This window comes from Chloroflexota bacterium (assembly GCA_016197225.1).
In the GTDB taxonomy this organism is placed as follows: Bacteria; Chloroflexota; Anaerolineae; order Anaerolineales; family VGOW01; genus VGOW01.
In genome coordinates this window covers 19,462-36,937 of the sequence record JACPWC010000001.1, presented here as the reverse complement: position 1 = coordinate 36,937, position 17,476 = coordinate 19,462, and the positions used below count along the sequence as shown (strand labels likewise).

Genomic DNA, 17,476 nt, shown 5'->3' with positions numbered 1-17,476 from the left:
GAGGCCTCTAGTGGAACCTAAAAGCTTGCGCGCGTTGAAAATTAGTTTGGCTTCGCCAGACCAGATCAAGTCGTGGTCGTACGGCGAAGTCCTCAAGCCGGAGACGATCAACTACCGGCGGCTGCGGCCCGAGAAAGACGGTTTGTTCTGCGAAGCCATCTTTGGCCCGACAAAGGACTGGCAATGCTACTGCGGCAAATATAAGAACGTCCGCTACAAGGGCATCATCTGCGACAAGTGCGGCGTGGAGGTGACTCGCTCGTCCGTCCGCCGCGAACGAATGGGGCACATCGAGCTGGCCGCTCCGGTGGCCCACGTCTGGTACACCCGCCGCGTGCCGTCGTACCTGGGCGTTTTGCTTGATGTGTCGCGCCGCAATCTGGATCGCGTCCTCTACTTCGCTCAATACGTCATCACTCACGTTGACGAAGACGCCCGCCAGAAGGCCCTCAAGCGGCTGGACGAGGAAATTCAACGCGAGGAGAAACGGCAGGCCGACGAGATCAACGCCAAGATCGTGGCCGCCAAAGGCGCTCGCGACAAAAAGATCAGCGACCTCAAGGCCAAAATTGACGGCATTAATGAGAAGTACGAAGCCGACGTAGCCGAGAAGGTCGAGCCGTTGGTGAAAGAAGGCCAGAAGGTTCAGAAGTCGCTCGAAGACAAGATGGACACTACCATCCGCAAGCCGATTGACTTTGAGCCGACCAAAGCCGTGATCGCCGATGAAGGCGAGACCATCTCCCGCAAGCACCTCACTGCTCTCAATAAGGCTGTCCAGGCCCGCCTGGGCGAGATCGAAACGGCCCTCAAAGAAAAGCGCGACGTCAAAGTGGACGCCTTGAAGATGGACGTTGAAAAGGTCAAGGCCGAGGCCGAAGACCAGATCGTTCAGCTTCGCAACTCGCTCGAAGACGTGTCGGCGGGAAGCCGCAAGAACGTAGACAAGGAACGCGAAGAGCTGATCAGCCTGCACCACATGATGTTCCTCGGCGAGAGCAAGTACCGCGAACTCAAGCAGAAGTGGGGACAGGTGTTCAAGGCCGACATGGGCGCTGAAGCCTTCCACGACATTTTGCGCTCGCTGGATTTGGACAGGCTGGGCAAGGAACTGTGGCACGAAGTCCGCACTACCAAGTCCAAGCAACGTAAGAAGAAGGCCATCAAGCGGCTCAAGGTGGTGGAAGCTCTCCGCCGCTCCGGCAACCGGCCCGAGTGGATGATCCTCACCATCCTGCCCGTCATCCCGCCCGACCTGCGCCCGATGGTGCAGTTGGACGGCGGTCGCTTTGCCACCTCCGACCTGAACGACCTGTACCGCCGCGTCATCAACCGCAACAACCGCCTCAAGCGCCTGCTCGAACTCGGCGCGCCGGACGTGATTGTGCGCAACGAGAAACGCATGTTGCAGGAGGCCGTCGACTCGCTGATTGACAACAGCCAGCGCGGCAAGGCGCTCTCGCGCCGGGGCCGCCGCGAGCTTAAGTCGCTCAGCGACATGCTCAAAGGCAAGAAGGGCCGCTTCCGCCGCAACCTGCTCGGCAAGCGCGTGGACTATTCGGGCCGCTCGGTGATTGTGGTCGGCGCGAAGCTCAAACTGCACCAGTGCGGCCTGCCGCGCATCATGGCCCTCGAACTGTATCGCCCGTTCGTCATCGCCAAGCTGGTCGAGTACAACTTCGCCTCGAACGTGAAGGGCGCTAAACGCATTATCGAAAAGGAACGGCCCGAAGTGTGGGAAGTGCTGGAAGAGGTGATCAAGGACAGGCCGGTTCTGCTCAACCGCGCCCCCACCCTGCACCGCCTGGGCATCCAGGCCTTTGAGCCGGTGCTGGTCGAAGGCAAAGCCATCCATCTGCACCCGCTGGCCTGCTCGGCCTTCAACGCCGACTTCGACGGCGACCAGATGGCGATTCACATTCCGCTCTCGCGCAAAGCCGTGGAAGAAGCCCGCACGTTGATGCTTTCCACCCAGAATTTGCTTAAACCGGCAGACGGTGAACCCGTCGTCGGCCCGGCCAAAGACATGGTGCTGGGCGTCTATTACCTCACCATGTTGCGCGAAGGGCGCAAGGGCGAAGGCCGCGTGTTTGGCGACCTGGACGAAGTGGAGATGGCCTACAGCCTGGCCCAGGTTGACATTCACGCCAAGATCAAGCTCTACCTGCCCACCCACTACAACGAGCAGGGCCAGCGCTTCGCCGACAGCAAACCGCGCAAGCGCCTGATCGAAACCTCGGTGGGACGGGCGTTGTTCAATCGCGTCTTGCCCGAAGAGATGCGCTTCGTAAACGACCTGCTCGACAAGAGCGGCCTGCAAAAGCTGGTGACCAAGTGCTATCAGGTCGTCGGCAGTGAAGTGACGACTGAAGTCGTGGATCAAATCAAGAACATCGGCTTCGCCTACGCCACCCGCTCCGGCACCACCATTGCCGTGTCCGATCTTTCTGTCCCGGCGGCCAAAGCCGAGATTGTTGGCCGCACCGAAGAAGAAGTGGCCGAGGTCGAGAAGCAATTCCGGCGCGGCCTGCTCACCGAACAAGAACAGACCGACCGCGTCATCGAACTGTGGACGAAGGCCCGCGACGAAGTGGCGAAGGCCGTTTCGGCCAACCTGGACCCAACCGGCTCGCTGGCAGTGATGGCAAAATCCGGGGCCACCAAAGGCGGTTTCAGCCCGATCACCCAGTTGGCTGGCATGCGCGGTTTGATGGCCGACCCGTCCGGGCGCATCATCCCCCTGCCCATCCGCTCGAACTTCCGCGAAGGCTTGCGGGCGCTGGAATACTTCATCTCGACTCACGGTGCGCGCAAAGGTCTGGCCGACACTGCCCTCCGCACCGCCGACGCCGGTTACCTCACCCGCCGCCTGGTGGACGTGGCCCAGGATTTGATCGTCAACAGCATTGATTGTGGCACGGAAGGCGGGGCTTACATCCGGCGCAAGGACGACGTGGCCGGCCAAACCTTGTACGACCGGATTCTGGGCCGCATGGCGGCGGCCAAGATCGTCGATCCCAAGACCGGCGAGTTGCTTGTCAATCGTAATGAAGAGGTCAGCGAAGCGATCGCTTTGAAGATTCAGGCTTCGTCCATTGATCAGGTGTTTATGCGCTCGCCGCTTCACTGCCAGGAACGGCGCGGCATTTGCGCCATGTGCTACGGGCGCGACCTGGGCCGGGGCAAGCTGGTGGAGGTCGGTTCAGCGGTCGGCATTGTGGCCGCCCAGTCCATCGGCGAGCCGGGCACGCAGTTGACGCTCCGCACGTTCCACACCGGTGGTGTGGCCGCCGGCGGCGACATCACCAGCGGCCTGCCGCGCGTGGAAGAACTGTTCGAGGCCCGCAAGAAGCCGAAGGGCGAGGCCGTCGTCACCGACATTGACGGCATCGTGGAAGTCATTCGCGCCGACAAGACCGGCGGCTCGAAGGTCGTCAAGGTCGTGAACAGCACCACCCTGCGCGACGAGTACGAAGTGCCCGGCAATTGGGCGGTGAAAGTGGAAGACGGCGAGGAAGTGCCGGACGGCGCCCTGCTGGCCCAGCGCGGCGACAGCCAGGTGCTGGCCGAGCATGGCGGCAAGGTGAAGCGCAAGGAAAACTCGATCATCATCATCCGCGAAATTCGTGAGGAGCAGGAGTACGACATTCCGACCAACTCGCGCCTGCTGGTGGTGGATCACCAGGAAGTGCGCGCCGGCGAGAGCCTGACCGAAGGCTCGCAGAACCCGCACCGCATCCTGCGCATCCTGGGCCGCGAGGCGTGCGAACTGTACTTCCTGACTGAAATGCAGAAGGTCTACCGCTCGCAGGGCCAGAACATCAACGACAAGCACTTCGAGGTCATCGTCCGCAAGATGCTGTCGCGGGTGCAGATCGTCCGCCCCGGCGACACCAACCTCCTGCCCGGCGAACTGATTGACCGGGCCGAGTTCAAAGAGATGAACGAGAAGCTGGCCGCCGATGGCAAACAGACGGCTACTTCCGTCCCGGCCCTGCTGGGCGTCACCCGCGCCTCGCTGGCCACCGACTCCTTCCTCTCGGCCTCGTCCTTCCAGCACACCATCAAGGTGCTGGCCGGAGCCGCTATTGAAGGCAAGTCGGACGGACTCTTTGGCCTGAAAGAGAACGTGATCATCGGCAAGCTCATCCCGGCTGGAACGGGCTACTGGGTGTATCACGACAAGGACCAGATCGAAGGTGGGGCCGAGTCTGAAGTGGCAACTTTGGACGAACCCACAGCCGCCGAATAGGGCAACTCTAACGACAACCACCCTTCACTTGAGCCAATTAGTGAAGGGTGGTTTTGTTTTGGCTAAAAACGTAACTTTTTCAGCCCAAAGGCGATATATAGTTATAACCAGCCATGAATGAGAATTATCAGCCCGACAACCAGAAGGTTTCCCCGCACCTGGTTTTAGTGATTGACGACGACCCCAACCTGAGGCGCATTGTGGAATTGTGCCTGGCCCGGTTTGGGGAATTCGTCTTTTGCTTTGCCGAAAACGGCTGGCAGGGCGTCCAACTGGCCGACACCGGCCTGCCGGAGCTGATTCTGCTCGACTTTGACATGCCCGGCATGGACGGCCTGGACACGCTCCGGCATTTACGGGCCAGCAAGCAGACCGAAACCATGCCCGTCATCGCCATCACCGGCGCGCTCCGACTGAGCGAGCGTTGTTCGGAGATGGTGGCCGGGTGCAACGACTACCTCTTCAAGCCGTTTGATCTCGACCGGCTGGGACGGCTGGTGCAGAACTACCTGCCGCAGGCGGGGCCGGCTTAGATTGGTTCAATCATCCACCGTCTGCTCGTGCCCTTCCGGGCAAGTCCCCAGCGTGTAATCGTAAAACCCCTCGTCGAACACCGGCGGGCCGATCTGCCAGCAAGCTTCGCAATAACTCTTCCCGCACGACCAGCAATGGAAGGCCACAAAATCAATATCGAACCGGCAGGCGGCTTCGTAATCACCGCTTCGAAGGGCCTCGAAAAGCGCCGTCAGTTCCTCGGCGCCGCCGAACTTGGTCACTGCGCCTATAAAATCGGTGCGCTCCAGCCGGTCGCGATCTTGCCATAGGCCTTCGCCTTTGACGGAAGCCGGCAGGAGCGAGAACTCGGCGGCGGCACGGCCACAGCGGTCGCAGGCGATAATGAGATGGCGGGAGCCGGCCAGGGCCATCAATTGTCCAAAAAGTATTTGACGGCAAAGACGACGGCCAGGATGAACAAGGCTCCCAGGCACAGCCCGGCAACGCCGCCAAACGGGAATGAGATTCCGCCACCGCCTCCTGTGACTACCATAACGACCTCCTGGGTTTTAACCGCGGATTTCACGGATTGGGAATTGTAATCAGTGTAATCCGTGAAATCGGTGGTTGCTATCTGTAGACAACCAGCCCCAGCACTGCCGCGCCGAGGATGATGAAGACCGGGTTGATCGTCGTGAAAGTGAGCAGGCCAAATGAAGCGGCCACGATGATGAGCTTATCCCAGCCTTGAGTCATGGCAACGCCCCAGCCCAGCTTCTTGACGCCAAAGACGGTGCCGGCCATGTCGTAGGCCGTCCACACCAGCAGGCCGATGACGACCGGGCGGACGGCGGTGAGCATGGCTTTGACATTCGGGCTGTCTTTGATGCCGAAGAAGAAGACGACCATGATCAGCATCAGGAGGGTAGTGGGCAAAACGGTTCCCCCCGCCGCGGCGATTGCCCCGGCGACTCCGGCCAGCTTGTAGCCTACGTAGGCCGAGACTTGGGGGGCAATCGGGCCAGGTAGGGCGTTGCCAACGGCTACTGCGTCGGCAAATTCAGCCGATGTCACCCAACCGGCGGCTGTAGTTTCGCGTTGCATGAGGGCCAGCGAGGCCGGGCCGCCGCCCCACGAGAACAGAGCCACGCGGGTGAAGAGGGTAAAAATATCCCACAATAGCATTTCCACTCCATCAATTTTTGTGCGCGTACAAGGCCACGTCGGCGGCCTCGATCAGTTCTTCCGGCTCCGGCAAGCGCCCCTGCTCCCAGCCGGCCACACCCACACTGGCCCGAATCGGAATGTGGACTCCGTCCCATTCGACGCTGTAGTGGCTGGCCGCTTCGCGAATCCGGTTGGCGGCGTGCTCGGCCTCGGCGGTGTTGGTTTCGGGCATGACGACCACAAACTCATCGCCGCCGTAACGCACCACCAGGTCGCTCACCCGCGCCTGTTGCCGGAGCAGGTCGGCGAAGGCGCGCAGGATCACGTCGCCGGCCAAGTGACCGTAACGGTCGTTGTGGACTTTGAAATCGTCGAGGTCAATCATCATCAGCGAAATCGGAGTCTGGTTGCGCTGGGCGCGGCGGACTTCGGCGTTGAGGATCTCGTCGAAGTGGCGGCGGTTGGCCAGGCCGGTGAGGCTGTCGGTGCGGGCGTTGCGCTCGGCGCGCTCGTGCAATTGGGCGTTATGCACGGCAATGGCGGCCTGATCGGCCAGCGCCGCCAGCAGGCGTTGCTCGGCGACGGTGAGCAGGCGCGGCTTCTCGAACACGGTTGTCAGCACGCCAATCACTTCCGGGCCGCGCCGCAGAGGAAACGCGCCCAGGGCTTTGAGCCAGGGCGGCACTTCGGGGCCGAACATGGGGTGGCTGGGGGCGTCTTCGATGATGGCCGGTCGCCCGGCCTGCACCACTTTCCAGCACAGGGCATCAATGCGCGGGTCGAGGCGGTTGGGTTTGGATTTGAGGGCTGAGGCGAAATCAACGACAAAACGGAAACCGTCGGCCATGGGCGTGGGCAAGCGAACCGAGACGCTGTCGGCGCCGATGAGATCGCGGGTGGACTGGCAGAGTTCCTGCAAAACTTTTTCCAATTCCAGCGTGCCGATCAAGGATTGAAGAGTGTTGTGAAGCAGTTGCAGTTCCTGGCCCTGGCGCATAGCCTCCGCCTGCAAGCGGATAGTGTTTTGCGCCTCGTCAAGCAATTTTTGTTTGGCCGACAGCACGTCGTCGAAGAGGCGCGAGAGGCCGTAGATCAAGATGCCCATGAAGACGAAGCGGGAGGTCAGCTCCAGGTTGTTGAGGGCCTCGCCGTCCGAAATGAGGCGGCGGAACTCCAATGTCTCAGATACGGCGAACGCGCCGAAGGCCAGCGCCAACAACCACCAACCAATGCTCAACCCCTCGTGGCGGTGCCGCCACCAGAAGCGGACCACCGCGCCGACCACGACGATGGACAGAATCAGGTTGAGCAGGCCAATGGCAAAATAAACAGCAGGCATAGACTCCCTTCACCTCAAACGTTGGCCGGGCTGATCCGCGCCGCCACATCGCGCAAGTTGGGCGAGAGGGCGTACACTTTTTGGAATTCACGATTGGCCTGACTCTTCTTGCCAAGCGCCTCATACGAAATCGCTCGCCAGTAGGTGGCTTCGGCCAGCAAACTGGGGCGACGATCTTTTTTCTTTTTGAGTAGTTCGGTGAAGATGGTGACTGCCGCCTCGTGCAGGCTCTTGCCCTGCATCGCCCGCCCGTACCAGATCATCGTCTCAAAGGTCACGTCGTCAGTCACTGCCGTCCGGCTGGCGCGTTCCACAATGCCGTCCCAGATTTCGCGCAGGCCGTACAACTCGCAAATGGAGAGCGTGAGGGCCGGGTCAGCCACCACATCCTGCACGCCTTCCAGCACGTCCATCGCCTCGTCGAGTTTGTTGCGCGCCTGATAGACCTCGGCCAGCAAGAGCGTCGCCGCCAACCCGCCCAGCGGCACGTTGGCTTGAACGCCCGGTGTGATGTTGACCTGGAGGGACGCGTCGAGCGCATACTTTTCCATGAGCGGCGTTGGCAAGGACTCGTCGCGTTCCAACACGCCTTCCAGCAACGACTCGGCCTGGGCCAGACCCGGCGTTCGATTCTGCTCCAGCAAAATGGCGGAGGCCAGAATGGCCGCGCCCGGCTCGGACGGGGCCGCCGCCACAAAATGGGAAAGGGACTCGGCCTCTTTCCCTGTTTGATAGTCGGCCAGACCTTGCGCGAAGGCCAATTCTTCAGCGGGCGCAAAGGGGCCGGGAGTCGGCGCGACCGGAGTCGGGGCAAATTCTTCCGGCTCGGGTTCGGGCGGCGCGGCCTTCGCCCGTGGTGTTCGAGTCGTCGTCTTCTTTTTCTTCGGCTCGTCGAGCTTCTTGACGTAGCTGATGCCGGTTCCGGGGATGCCCAGCGTGAGGCGCTTGCCGCCCGGCCCGGCGGTGACGCGCGCGCCCGGCACGCCTGCGCTCACGCTTACCCCGCTCTTGCTGATGTTGAGCCGCAAGAATTTGCCGATGTTGATTCGTTTGTTGAGTCGGAAGGACATGGTTAGTTTGTCAGCCTATTCATTCGTTGTGTTCATTGTATCCGTTCTATCCGTTTCATCCGTTGTCTCTTCTTCCGCTTCCAACGGCAAACGCCCGCTTACCCACACGGCCATCAAACTCACATCGTCGGTCGTGGCTGTAGAGTCCGGGTGTGCTTCGGCAAAAGCTTTGTTGAGCAAATCAAAGTCTTCACCCTTCGGCCACTTGGTGAGGAAGCCGGGCAACTTCGCGCGGTCGGCCTCCGGCGGCAGAACTTCCCAGCCGCGTCCCTTGAGCAAGTCGTAAACCTGCTGGCGCAGATCCGTCCTGGCCTCGGCCCAGGCCGCCAAAATGGCGGCCACCAGTTCCGGGCTTTTGCCAAAAGCTTCGGCGACGGGCACAACTTTCAGCGAGGCCGGCGCTTGCGCCCCGTTGCGAAAGCCCGGCACGCGCACTACCTGTTTGGTCATCTTGTCAATCGGCTGGCGAAAGTGGCCGGGCAAACCGGGCAGAGCGTTCAGGGCCGTGCGGATCACCGTCAGCCGGTAATCGTGGCGCATGAACTCGTTGAGGGCATGAAAGGGAAGGAATTGAGCGGTTTTGTCGGTCATGGGCGTGATTATAGCGCAGTTGAATGCTGGTGAGCCTTCAACAGATTCCTTCGGCTATTGTTTTGTTGGGCGCTCCTGACCCACCAGTATTTCAATCTGAGCTACACTGGCTCAAACGTCTGTTTAGCCATCCGTTGAAAGTGATTAGCCGGGAACCAAAGCCCCACCCTCGGCGTCTCAACCGTAACAAACAACCAATAACAGGAGAAGAAAACATGCCCCACAAAATCAAATTCGTTTCAATTGTTCTGGCCGCCATTGTCGGCCTGCTCGTCCTCAGCGCCTGTGGCACGCCCCTGGCTGGCGGAGGCGATCAATCACCTTCCAAGACCGTCGCCGTCACCGGCAATGGTGTGGCTTTTGGCACGCCCGACATCGCCGTGGCCAGTGTCGGCGTGCAGACCCGCAACGAGAATCCGGGCGCGGCAGTCAGCGAGAACACCGATAAGATGCAGGCCATCATTGCCGCCCTCAAAGAGTTGGGTATTGACGAGAAAGACATTCAGACCGCGAACTTCTCGGTGTACGCCCAGCAGAACTACGACACCAACGGTCAGCCCACCAACATCACCTACGTGGCCGACAACACCGTAACCATCACCGTACGCGACCTCAACAAGGTGGGCGATGCGCTAGGCAAGGCCGTGGCCGCCGGGGCCAACAACATCTACGGCGTGAGCTTCAGCGTCAGTGATCAATCCAAGCTCGAAGCCGAAGCTCGCGACAAGGCCATGGCCGACGCCAAGGCTCGCGCCGAGCAACTGGCGAAAGCCGCCGGGGTGACTCTCGGCGGGCCGATGTCCATCAGCGAATACACCAGCGCCCCGCCCGTAATTTATGCGGCGGACGTGAAAGGGTTGGCCGCCGGTGTTGGTGGCGGCGCGCCCGTGCCGGTGTCCACCGGGCAAATTCAGGTGAACTTGCAGGTGAGTGTGACGTACGAGATCAAGTAGAAGGGTTATTGGTTATTCGTTATTGATGCCGCAGAGGAGTCTGCGGCATTTTTGTTTTTCGCTTCCTCACTATGATAAAATCCTCCCGCTACCTCCAATCTCCAATTCTCTAATCTCCAACCCCAGGTGCTTCATGGACGCAGGCCTCATCCGCAAAGTTGATATTGAACACGAAATGCAAAGCGCGTACCTCTCGTACGCCATGTCGGTCATTGTCTCGCGCGCCCTGCCCGACGCCCGCGACGGCCTCAAGCCCGTTCAGCGGCGCATTCTCTACGCCATGCACGACATGGGCATCCGCCCCGACACGCCCTACAAAAAATCGGCTCGCATCGTCGGCGAAGTGCTGGGCAAGTATCACCCGCACGGCGACGCGGCGGTGTACGACACCATGGCCCGCCTGGCGCAGGATTTTTCGATGCGCTATCTGCTGGTGGACGGTCAGGGCAATTTTGGCTCGATAGACGGCGACGCGCCCGCCGCCATGCGTTACACCGAGGCCCGCCTGCATAGCGCCGCCGCCGAGATGTTGGATACGATTGACAAGGACACGGTTGACTTCGTTTCCAATTTCGACGACACCCTCACCGAGCCGGAAGTTCTGCCCGCCTCCCTGCCCAACCTGTTGATCAACGGGGCCACCGGCATCGCCGTGGGCATGGCCACGTCCATTCCGCCGCACAATCTGGGCGAAGTGATTGAGGCTCTGCTCTACATGCTTCAGCAGTGGACGAAGCTCGACGATGTCTCGGTGGAAGACCTGATGAAGTTCATTCAGGGGCCGGACTTCCCGACCGGCGGCGTGATTCTCAAATCAACCGACGAAGAGGAAGGGCTGGCCGCCGCTTATGGAACGGGCCGGGGCAAGATCGTGGTGCAGGCCAAAGTCCACGTCGAAGAGATGGAGCGCGGGCGAAGCCGCCTCATCGTCGCCGAACTGCCGTATCAAACCAACAAGTCGTCGCTTATCGAGCGCATCGCCGAACTGGCCCGCGACGGGCGACTGGAAGGCCTGGCCGACCTGCGCGACGAATCCGACCGGCAGGGCATGAGAATCGTCATCGAACTGAGCAAGACCGCCGACCCCGATAAACTCATCGCCGCCTTGTTCAAGCACACGCCCATGCAGGGCACGTTCAGCATCAACCTGCTGGCCCTGGTGGGCGGCGAGCCGCGCACGCTCACCCTTAAGCAGGCTCTGCGCGTCTTTCTCGATCACCGGCTGGAAGTCGTGAAGCGGCGCACTGAGTTCGACCTGGCTCGAGCCAAAGAACGCGCCCACATCCTCGAAGGTCTGCTCATCGCCCTCAAACATCTGGACGATGTCATCCGCATCATTCGCAACTCCAAAGACACCGAAGAAGCGCGAGCGCGATTAATGAAGCGCTTCAAGTTGAGCGAACTGCAAACGAATGCCATTCTCGACATGCCGCTCAAGCGCCTGGCCCAACTCGAACGGCAAAAGATCGAAGACGAATACAAAGAGAAGAAGGCGTTGATCAAGCATCTTGAGAAATTGCTGGCTTCGCCCAAGTTGATGCGCGAAGTGATTTCCGAAGAGTTGAAGGAATTGAAACGGAAATACAGTGACCGGCGGCGCACTCAGATTGTGGATGCCAGCAAACGGGCCTCGATGAAAGCAGCAGACCTCGTGCCGGACGAAACGGCCTGGGTGACGCTCACCCGCTCCGGTCTGCTCTCACGGGCTTATGGCGGCAAACAACCCAAGCCCGCCAAAGACGACGCCCCGCGCGCTCTCGTTCAAGCCAACACTCGCGACCTGCTGTATCTCATCACCCAAAAAGGCCGAACCTCGGCCATCTCGGTTTATTCGATCCCTGAAAGCGATGACCCGGCCAACGGCACGCCGTTCTCGGCCCTCGGCCCGCTGGACTCGGCGGCGCGGGTGGTGACGGCGGTGGCCGTTCCAGCCGAGGCCCGAACAACCACAAACGGTGAGGAAACAGAGGCGGCCACCACCGGGACGTTTTTGATTGCCGCCACGGCGAAGGGCATGATCAAGAAAATCGCCGCCCAGGACCTCCCGGCCCCATCGTCCAAAGTGGGCGAGGTGATGAGCGTGAGCGAAGACGATCAGATTGTCTCGGCAGGCCTATCGAACGGCAACGATGAAGTGCTATTGATCTCGGCCCTCGGCCAGAGCATCCGCTTCAGCGAGACCGAAGTGCGGGCGATGGGCGCGGGCGCGGCGGGCGTGCAGGCTATCAAGCTGGCCAAGCCGGGTGATGTGATTGTAGCGATGAGCGTCGTTGACCCGAAAGCCGAAGCCTTCATCATCACCGACGTTGGCATGGGCAAGCGCGTGCCGCTGAAAGATTTTCCGACTCAGGGGCGCTACGGCGTGGGCACGATGGCGATGGCGGTGATGGGCAAAGCAAAGATTGTGGGCGCGGCGATTGGCTCGCCAAACGACAAGCTGGTGATGATGACGAAAGGCGGGGCGCGCGTCGGCAAGTTCGACGAAGCGCCGCGCCGGGGGAGGCCGGCTCGCGGGGGAACCGTGATCAAGCTCAAACCCGGCGACGCCGTGGAAGCCATTCTGCCGTTCCTGCCGCGCCTGGAGGTGGCCCTTCCTGAACCGCCGAAGAAGAAGTCGCGCGGCAAAAAATCAGAGTCCGGGAAGCAGATGGCGCTAATAAAGGCTGAGACGCCAAAAGCCAAAGCGAAGAGAAGAGATTGATCCACGAAGTCACACAAAGGAACACTAAGGCTCCTTAGTGAAGCTTCGTGTTCTTCGTGGATTGCTTTGGTTGCGGCGGGAGGTCGCGTTATGATCAAACTTCTAAGAGTCTCCGGCACTCACTATTCCTGCGGCCAGCAAATCGGCGTGGCCTGCGCCGACACCTTGCGCGATTGGATCACCGAAACCCAGGCCCACCTGCCCGACGGTCTGCGCTGGGACGACTACCGAAACGCCGCCCGGCCTTACCTGACCGCCACCGAGCGCGCCTTTCCGTGGCTCGTCGAAGAACTGCGCGGCGGCGCGGAGGGCGCAAACATTGACTTCCTCGATCTCTTCACGATCTCAATTGAAGAACTCTTCGGCGGCTCGCCCGAGCCGGTGAAGCCTGAACTGGAGAAGGCCAGCCGTTGCTCCGACTTTGCCGCCTGCGCCCCGGCCACCGACGGCCACGTTCTGCTGGCTCACAACAACGACCTGCACCCGGCTTCGCAAGACAAGCTGGTGGCAGTGGATTGGGACTTGCCCGATCATCCTCGGCTGTTCACCATCGGCGTTGGCGGAATTTTCCTGAGCATTGGCGTGAACGCGGCGAAGTTGGCGCTGACCGGCAACGAACTTTCGCCCAACGACGAGCGCCCCGGAATCCCCCGCCTGCTCATCGCCCGCGCCCTGCTCTCGGCCCGAACCTTTGACGAGGCGGTGAACATCGCCCTGCACCCTGACCGGGCTTCGTCCTACAACAACCTGATCTCAACCGGCGACGGCCAGATCGCCAGTGTGGAAGCCTCGGCCACCGACCACGAATTAATCCTGCCTGAGGATGGCTGGCACGTTCACACCAACCACTACACTCACCCGCGCATGAAACAGTACGAGAAGTATCCTGACAAAACCGAAAAATCGGTGAGCCGCTACGACCGCGCCCGCGAACTGCTACGGTCTCGCCCTGGCGGCCCCGTCACCCTGCCCCTGCTCAAAACTTTCCTCGCCGACCACAACTCAACCCCGGCCACGCTCTGCCGCCATGACGCGAACGTGAAGACCGTCTTCTCGGCGCTGATTGATTTGACGGAGGGGACGATGGAGGCGACGGTGGGCAATCCTTGTGTTGGGGAGTTTGAGAGGGTGTGGGGTTGACTCTCACCCCCGACCCCTGTCCCACGACGAACTGCACGTCGCAGGAGAGGGGAGAAAATCATCCCAATACAAAGTTGCCGCTTGTTCCGGGGAAAGTTACGGGAGGGTTGCCGGCTTTTGAGACAACCGATTTGGTGAATTCGGCGGATTGAATCCGTTCCATTCGCGCGAAGCGTCCGTTGTCTCTCCAAGTTGCCAAACTTCAAATCTCCAGTACACTATCGGCAATACAGGGGACACCCTCTGAGACCTATTCCGCAGTAAAATACAGCCGACGAGTTCTCGCTCGAAAGGAACCTAAAAAATGCCCACTCCCTACGACGGCAAAATCTATCTCGTGCAAGTCAAAGGCTCGTTCCTGCCCCGCAAGTCGCTTGGCGACGCCTCGCGGCTAATCGTGGACTCCATGCCGAACGTGGACGGCGTGTTCCTGCAAACCTCGCAAGGCAAAGAGTGGCAGAGCAAGTTCGACAACGACTCCAAGGCCGTCAACGGGCCGGACATGGTCAAGCAATGGGTCGCGGCGATGGAGTCACGGAGCCTCGAAACGCACGTCTGGGGCATCCCGCACGGCCTCGATGTGCAGGCCGAAGCCGACAAGTTCATTCAGGCGGCCAAAGCGCCGGGCGTCAAATCGCTCCTGCTCGACGTGGAACACGGCCAACATTACTACCGCGGAAGCGCCGACGCCGCGCGCCAGTTGATGACTCTGATCCGCAACGCCCTCGGCCCCAACTTCCACATTGGCTTCATCCTCGACGCCAGACGCAACCGCCCTTTCAACGTCTACATTGATCCCTGGCTTCCGTTCATGGACAGCATGCACCCGATGATTTATCCGCGTGACTTTGGGAAGTCGGTGGCCGAGGCGCTTGACACGGGCTTCAGCTTCCTGTCCGGCTTTGGCAAGCCGGTGATTCCGATGTTGCAGTCGTACAACGGCATCCCGCCCGCCGACATCACCTTGCAGGGCAACGAAGCCGTGAAGCGTGGCGCGGTCGGGTTATCCTTTTTCTGTTTGGGCGACCGCCACATGAACGCGCCCGAATTTGCCGCCGTGGCCGCCATCAACTTTTCGGCAGGTAAGCAACAACATCAGGGCAAGGTCGCCGCCCCGGCAGAGCCACTGCCCGAGGGCGCGATGGGCCGCTGGCCCGACGAGCCGCGTGGCTACACCGAATATGTTTATGAGTCTGCGCCCGACCGGCCCTGGCACGACTTCCGCGATATTTTTGGACGGGGCGCGCGCTGGAAGCTCACCTCGGCCAGCAACGACGTGTCGGTGAGCTACGTGCCGCAACTGCCCGCGCCGGGCCGCTACAGCGTTGACGTTTTCATTCCGCGCGACAACGCCGACAGCAAGCGCGCCGACTATCACGTGAACTATTACGAAGGCGGCCAGCCCAAAGAACGGCAGGTGAAGATCGATCAGTCTTCCAAGTCGGATGAGTGGGTGTCGCTCGGCGTTTTCGATCTCGATCCGCGCCGGGCGGACGATGGCCGGGTGAACATCACCGATTTCAGCGACGAGCGCCCGCCGCAAGCGGTGGCTTTTGCCGGGGTGCGCTGGGTTCCAGTGTCAGCCGTCCCTGCTTCAGTGGCGATCTCGGAAGCCCGTCGCCTGGCTCTGCAGGGGCCGCAGGGTTCTGGACAACCACCAACCACCCCAACAACGCCCGCCGCCCCGTCGTCAACGCCGACGACGAATCAGGATGTCATCAACGCCTTCATCGTCGCCGCCGCGAAGTTCAACGACAACTGGCAGAACATGATCGGCTCTGCCGGACTCACTTCGATCTACGTCAACCGCAAAGCCGCCTACTCCGGCCCGGCAATCGCCGCCCTGCCCGGTCTTGGCAACGACCGCAAGACCGCCATTGCCGAAGCTCTGCGACTGTCACCTGCTGATTTGACAAAGGCCGCCATTGAGGCCAGCAAACCTGATACGCTCGCGCTTCCGGCGACGCCTGCGCCGGGCAAGGGCAAAGTTGATGGGCGCATCTGGGGCGTGCACGGCTCGGCTGGCTCGGCTGTGCCGCCGCGCGACAAGTGGGACTTCTGGCTCTCTGAACTCAAGGCGATGGGCATCAAGTGGTATAAGCAATGCGACAGCACCGGGCCAAACGACACCGGCGACGGTTCCATCTTCCGTTGGGCCTTGGCCCTGCGTGACGCCGGAATCACGCCCGTCATCCGCTATCAAATGGGCCACCAATTCCCCAACCGGCTCGACCACGATCGCTTTGAGAAGATGAAGCAGTACGTGCGCGAGGGCATCCTGTGGGCCGAGATCGGCAACGAGCCGAATTTGGATATTGAGTGGAGTAGCCCGAAGGATTTTGTGAACTGGCAGAACCCGGAGTGCATTCGGGTGCTGGCTGAGGCCTGGCTGGCCGACTCAGAAGAAGCATTGAGCATCGGCGCGCGCCCGGCTTACTACGCGATGGCTCCGGTGGACTGGGGCGATGGCCGTCCGCACCCGCAACTTTCGGGAACCAAGTTCAACGAGAAGTTCTGGCAATACATCGCCGCCGACGGTGGGCGACGCAACCGCGCCCTCAGCATCTTCAAGCGTGGCGGCTGGGTGGCTGTGCACGTGGCTGTGTACGAGTTTCCGTTGGACTTCGAGCCGTTCCCGCAAGGCCGGGGCTGGGATCAGTGCTTGCGGGCTTACGAGATTCCCATGTTCTACATCAAACAAAACCTGGGGCTGACCGCTGGCGTGGATTACGCCATCATGTCCACCGAGAGCGGCGTGTTCACGCCCGAGTCGCACTCGATGGGCGGCCACGAGCGCCTGCCGAACGACGATGTCCACGCGGCGCTGATGGTGAAGATGTTCGACTGGCTGGAAGCCAACTCGCCCTTGCAGGCCATGATGCCCTGGTGCCTGGCCATCCACGACGACATTGGCCTCAACAACCCCGACTTCCCCGGCGACGGCTGGTATTTGCAGCGCGACGGCAAGCTGACGGCGCGGACGGTGGTGGGGAGGTTGAAGCAGACGAGGCACGAGAGGCCGCAGACGAGATGAAAATCCACGACATCAGCGTCACCCTCGAACCCGGCATTCCCATCTGGCCGGGCAACCCGGACTTTGAACTGGTGCGTGTGAACGATATGGCGGCTGGGGCCTCGTCCAACGTCTCGCGCCTCTCGCTCGGCTGTCACACCGGCACGCACGTGGACGCTCCCGTCCACTTCATCCCCGGCGCGTCTGGCGTGGATACACTGCCGCTCGAACTGCTCACCGGCCCGGCCACAGTCTTTGCCCTCAACTTGCCGGAAGGCAACATCACCGCTGACAGCCTCGAACGCGCCCGAATCCCGTTCGGCACGCCGCGCGTCCTGCTCAAGACCCGCAACTCTGATCTCTGGAAACTTGGCCCGCACGAATTTCGAGCCGACTTTGCCGGAATTACTGACGATGGCGCACAATGGATTGTGGCGAATAAGATCGGCTTGATCGGCGTGGACTATCTTTCGGTGGGGCCGAAGGGCGCGGGGCGGGCCACACATGAAATTCTGCTCAACGCCGGCGTCGTCATCGTCGAAGGCTTGAATCTGTCGGCAATCGAGCCGGGCGACTACGAATTTTATTGCCTGCCGCTGAAGTTGAAGGACAGCGACGGCGCTCCGGCTAGGGCGATACTCATCGAAAAATAAAAAGACTTCACCGCGAAGGCGCAAAGAACGCAAAGTTCTTTTCAAATCATCTTAGCGCCCTTAGCGTCTTCGCGGTAAATCTCTGGCTCACCATCAAAACTA

12 protein-coding genes are annotated in these 17,476 nt (G+C 61.0%); 7 read left to right on the top strand and 5 right to left on the bottom strand.

Annotated elements, in window-relative coordinates:
• Positions 1–10: 10 nt before the first annotated feature.
• Both rpoC and HYZ49_00140 read left to right on the top strand, forming a co-directional pair.
• Positions 11–4,252 (top strand): DNA-directed RNA polymerase subunit beta', encoded by a 4,242-nt coding sequence (gene rpoC / locus HYZ49_00145; GenBank protein ID MBI3240692.1) that lies wholly within the window; start codon positions 11–13, stop codon positions 4,250–4,252.
• Positions 4,253–4,365: 113 nt separating this feature from the next.
• The gene (locus tag HYZ49_00140; protein MBI3240691.1) at positions 4,366–4,785 is read left to right on the top strand and encodes a response regulator; all 420 of its coding nucleotides are present in this window, start codon (positions 4,366–4,368) and stop codon (positions 4,783–4,785) included.
• A gap of 6 nt (positions 4,786–4,791) precedes the next feature.
• Here HYZ49_00140 and HYZ49_00135 read toward each other — a convergent pair whose 3' ends face one another.
• The 5 genes from HYZ49_00135 to HYZ49_00115 all read right to left on the bottom strand — a co-directional run bounded on the left by HYZ49_00135 (position 4,792) and on the right by HYZ49_00115 (position 8,914).
• Positions 4,792–5,178, bottom strand: a complete 387-nt coding sequence (locus HYZ49_00135) for a hypothetical protein (GenBank protein MBI3240690.1) — start codon at positions 5,176–5,178, stop codon at positions 4,792–4,794.
• A 199-nt stretch (positions 5,179–5,377) separates the two neighbouring features.
• Entirely contained in the window at positions 5,378–5,932 is a 555-nt protein-coding gene (locus HYZ49_00130) for a chromate transporter (GenBank protein ID MBI3240689.1), read from the bottom strand.
• Positions 5,933–5,942: 10 nt separating this feature from the next.
• Entirely contained in the window at positions 5,943–7,253 is a 1,311-nt protein-coding gene (locus tag HYZ49_00125) for a GGDEF domain-containing protein (GenBank protein MBI3240688.1), read from the bottom strand.
• Between the two features lie 14 nt (positions 7,254–7,267).
• A complete protein-coding gene (locus HYZ49_00120) occupies positions 7,268–8,323 on the bottom strand; it encodes a DUF4236 domain-containing protein (GenBank protein MBI3240687.1) in 1,056 nt (351 codons plus the stop codon).
• Positions 8,324–8,338: 15 nt separating this feature from the next.
• Positions 8,339–8,914 (bottom strand): hypothetical protein, encoded by a 576-nt coding sequence (locus tag HYZ49_00115; GenBank protein MBI3240686.1) that lies wholly within the window; start codon positions 8,912–8,914, stop codon positions 8,339–8,341.
• A gap of 215 nt (positions 8,915–9,129) precedes the next feature.
• Here HYZ49_00115 and HYZ49_00110 point away from each other — a divergent pair, with 215 nt between their 5' ends.
• The 5 genes from HYZ49_00110 (at position 9,130) to HYZ49_00090 (ending at position 17,374) form a co-directional block, all read left to right on the top strand.
• A complete protein-coding gene (locus HYZ49_00110; protein MBI3240685.1) occupies positions 9,130–9,867 on the top strand; it encodes an SIMPL domain-containing protein in 738 nt (245 codons plus the stop codon).
• Between the two features lie 133 nt (positions 9,868–10,000).
• A complete protein-coding gene (gyrA, locus tag HYZ49_00105; GenBank protein ID MBI3240684.1) occupies positions 10,001–12,568 on the top strand; it encodes a DNA gyrase subunit A in 2,568 nt (855 codons plus the stop codon).
• Positions 12,569–12,658: 90 nt separating this feature from the next.
• Complete coding sequence (locus HYZ49_00100) at positions 12,659–13,708, top strand: hypothetical protein (protein ID MBI3240683.1); 1,050 nt, start codon at positions 12,659–12,661, stop codon at positions 13,706–13,708.
• 304 nt (positions 13,709–14,012) lie between these two features.
• On the top strand, positions 14,013–16,742 hold the full coding sequence (locus HYZ49_00095; protein MBI3240682.1) for a hypothetical protein: 2,730 nt from the start codon (positions 14,013–14,015) through the stop codon (positions 16,740–16,742).
• On the top strand, positions 16,739–17,374 hold the full coding sequence (locus tag HYZ49_00090; GenBank protein MBI3240681.1) for a cyclase family protein: 636 nt from the start codon (positions 16,739–16,741) through the stop codon (positions 17,372–17,374). Before HYZ49_00095 ends, HYZ49_00090 begins: the two co-directional genes overlap by 4 nt.
• Positions 17,375–17,476 lie beyond the last annotated feature (102 nt).

Coding starts and splice junctions, on each gene's coding strand:
- HYZ49_00090 (MBI3240681.1), top strand. CDS start 16,739: ATGAAAATCCACGACATCAGCGTCACCCTCGAACCCGGCATTCCCATC.
- HYZ49_00120 (MBI3240687.1), bottom strand. CDS start 8,323: ATGTCCTTCCGACTCAACAAACGAATCAACATCGGCAAATTCTTGCGG.
- HYZ49_00110 (MBI3240685.1), top strand. CDS start 9,130: ATGCCCCACAAAATCAAATTCGTTTCAATTGTTCTGGCCGCCATTGTC.
- HYZ49_00130 (MBI3240689.1), bottom strand. CDS start 5,932: ATGCTATTGTGGGATATTTTTACCCTCTTCACCCGCGTGGCTCTGTTC.
- HYZ49_00125 (MBI3240688.1), bottom strand. CDS start 7,253: ATGCCTGCTGTTTATTTTGCCATTGGCCTGCTCAACCTGATTCTGTCC.
- HYZ49_00115 (MBI3240686.1), bottom strand. CDS start 8,914: ATGACCGACAAAACCGCTCAATTCCTTCCCTTTCATGCCCTCAACGAG.
- HYZ49_00100 (MBI3240683.1), top strand. CDS start 12,659: ATGATCAAACTTCTAAGAGTCTCCGGCACTCACTATTCCTGCGGCCAG.
- HYZ49_00135 (MBI3240690.1), bottom strand. CDS start 5,178: ATGGCCCTGGCCGGCTCCCGCCATCTCATTATCGCCTGCGACCGCTGT.
- HYZ49_00140 (MBI3240691.1), top strand. CDS start 4,366: ATGAATGAGAATTATCAGCCCGACAACCAGAAGGTTTCCCCGCACCTG.
- HYZ49_00095 (MBI3240682.1), top strand. CDS start 14,013: ATGCCCACTCCCTACGACGGCAAAATCTATCTCGTGCAAGTCAAAGGC.
- gyrA (MBI3240684.1), top strand. CDS start 10,001: ATGGACGCAGGCCTCATCCGCAAAGTTGATATTGAACACGAAATGCAA.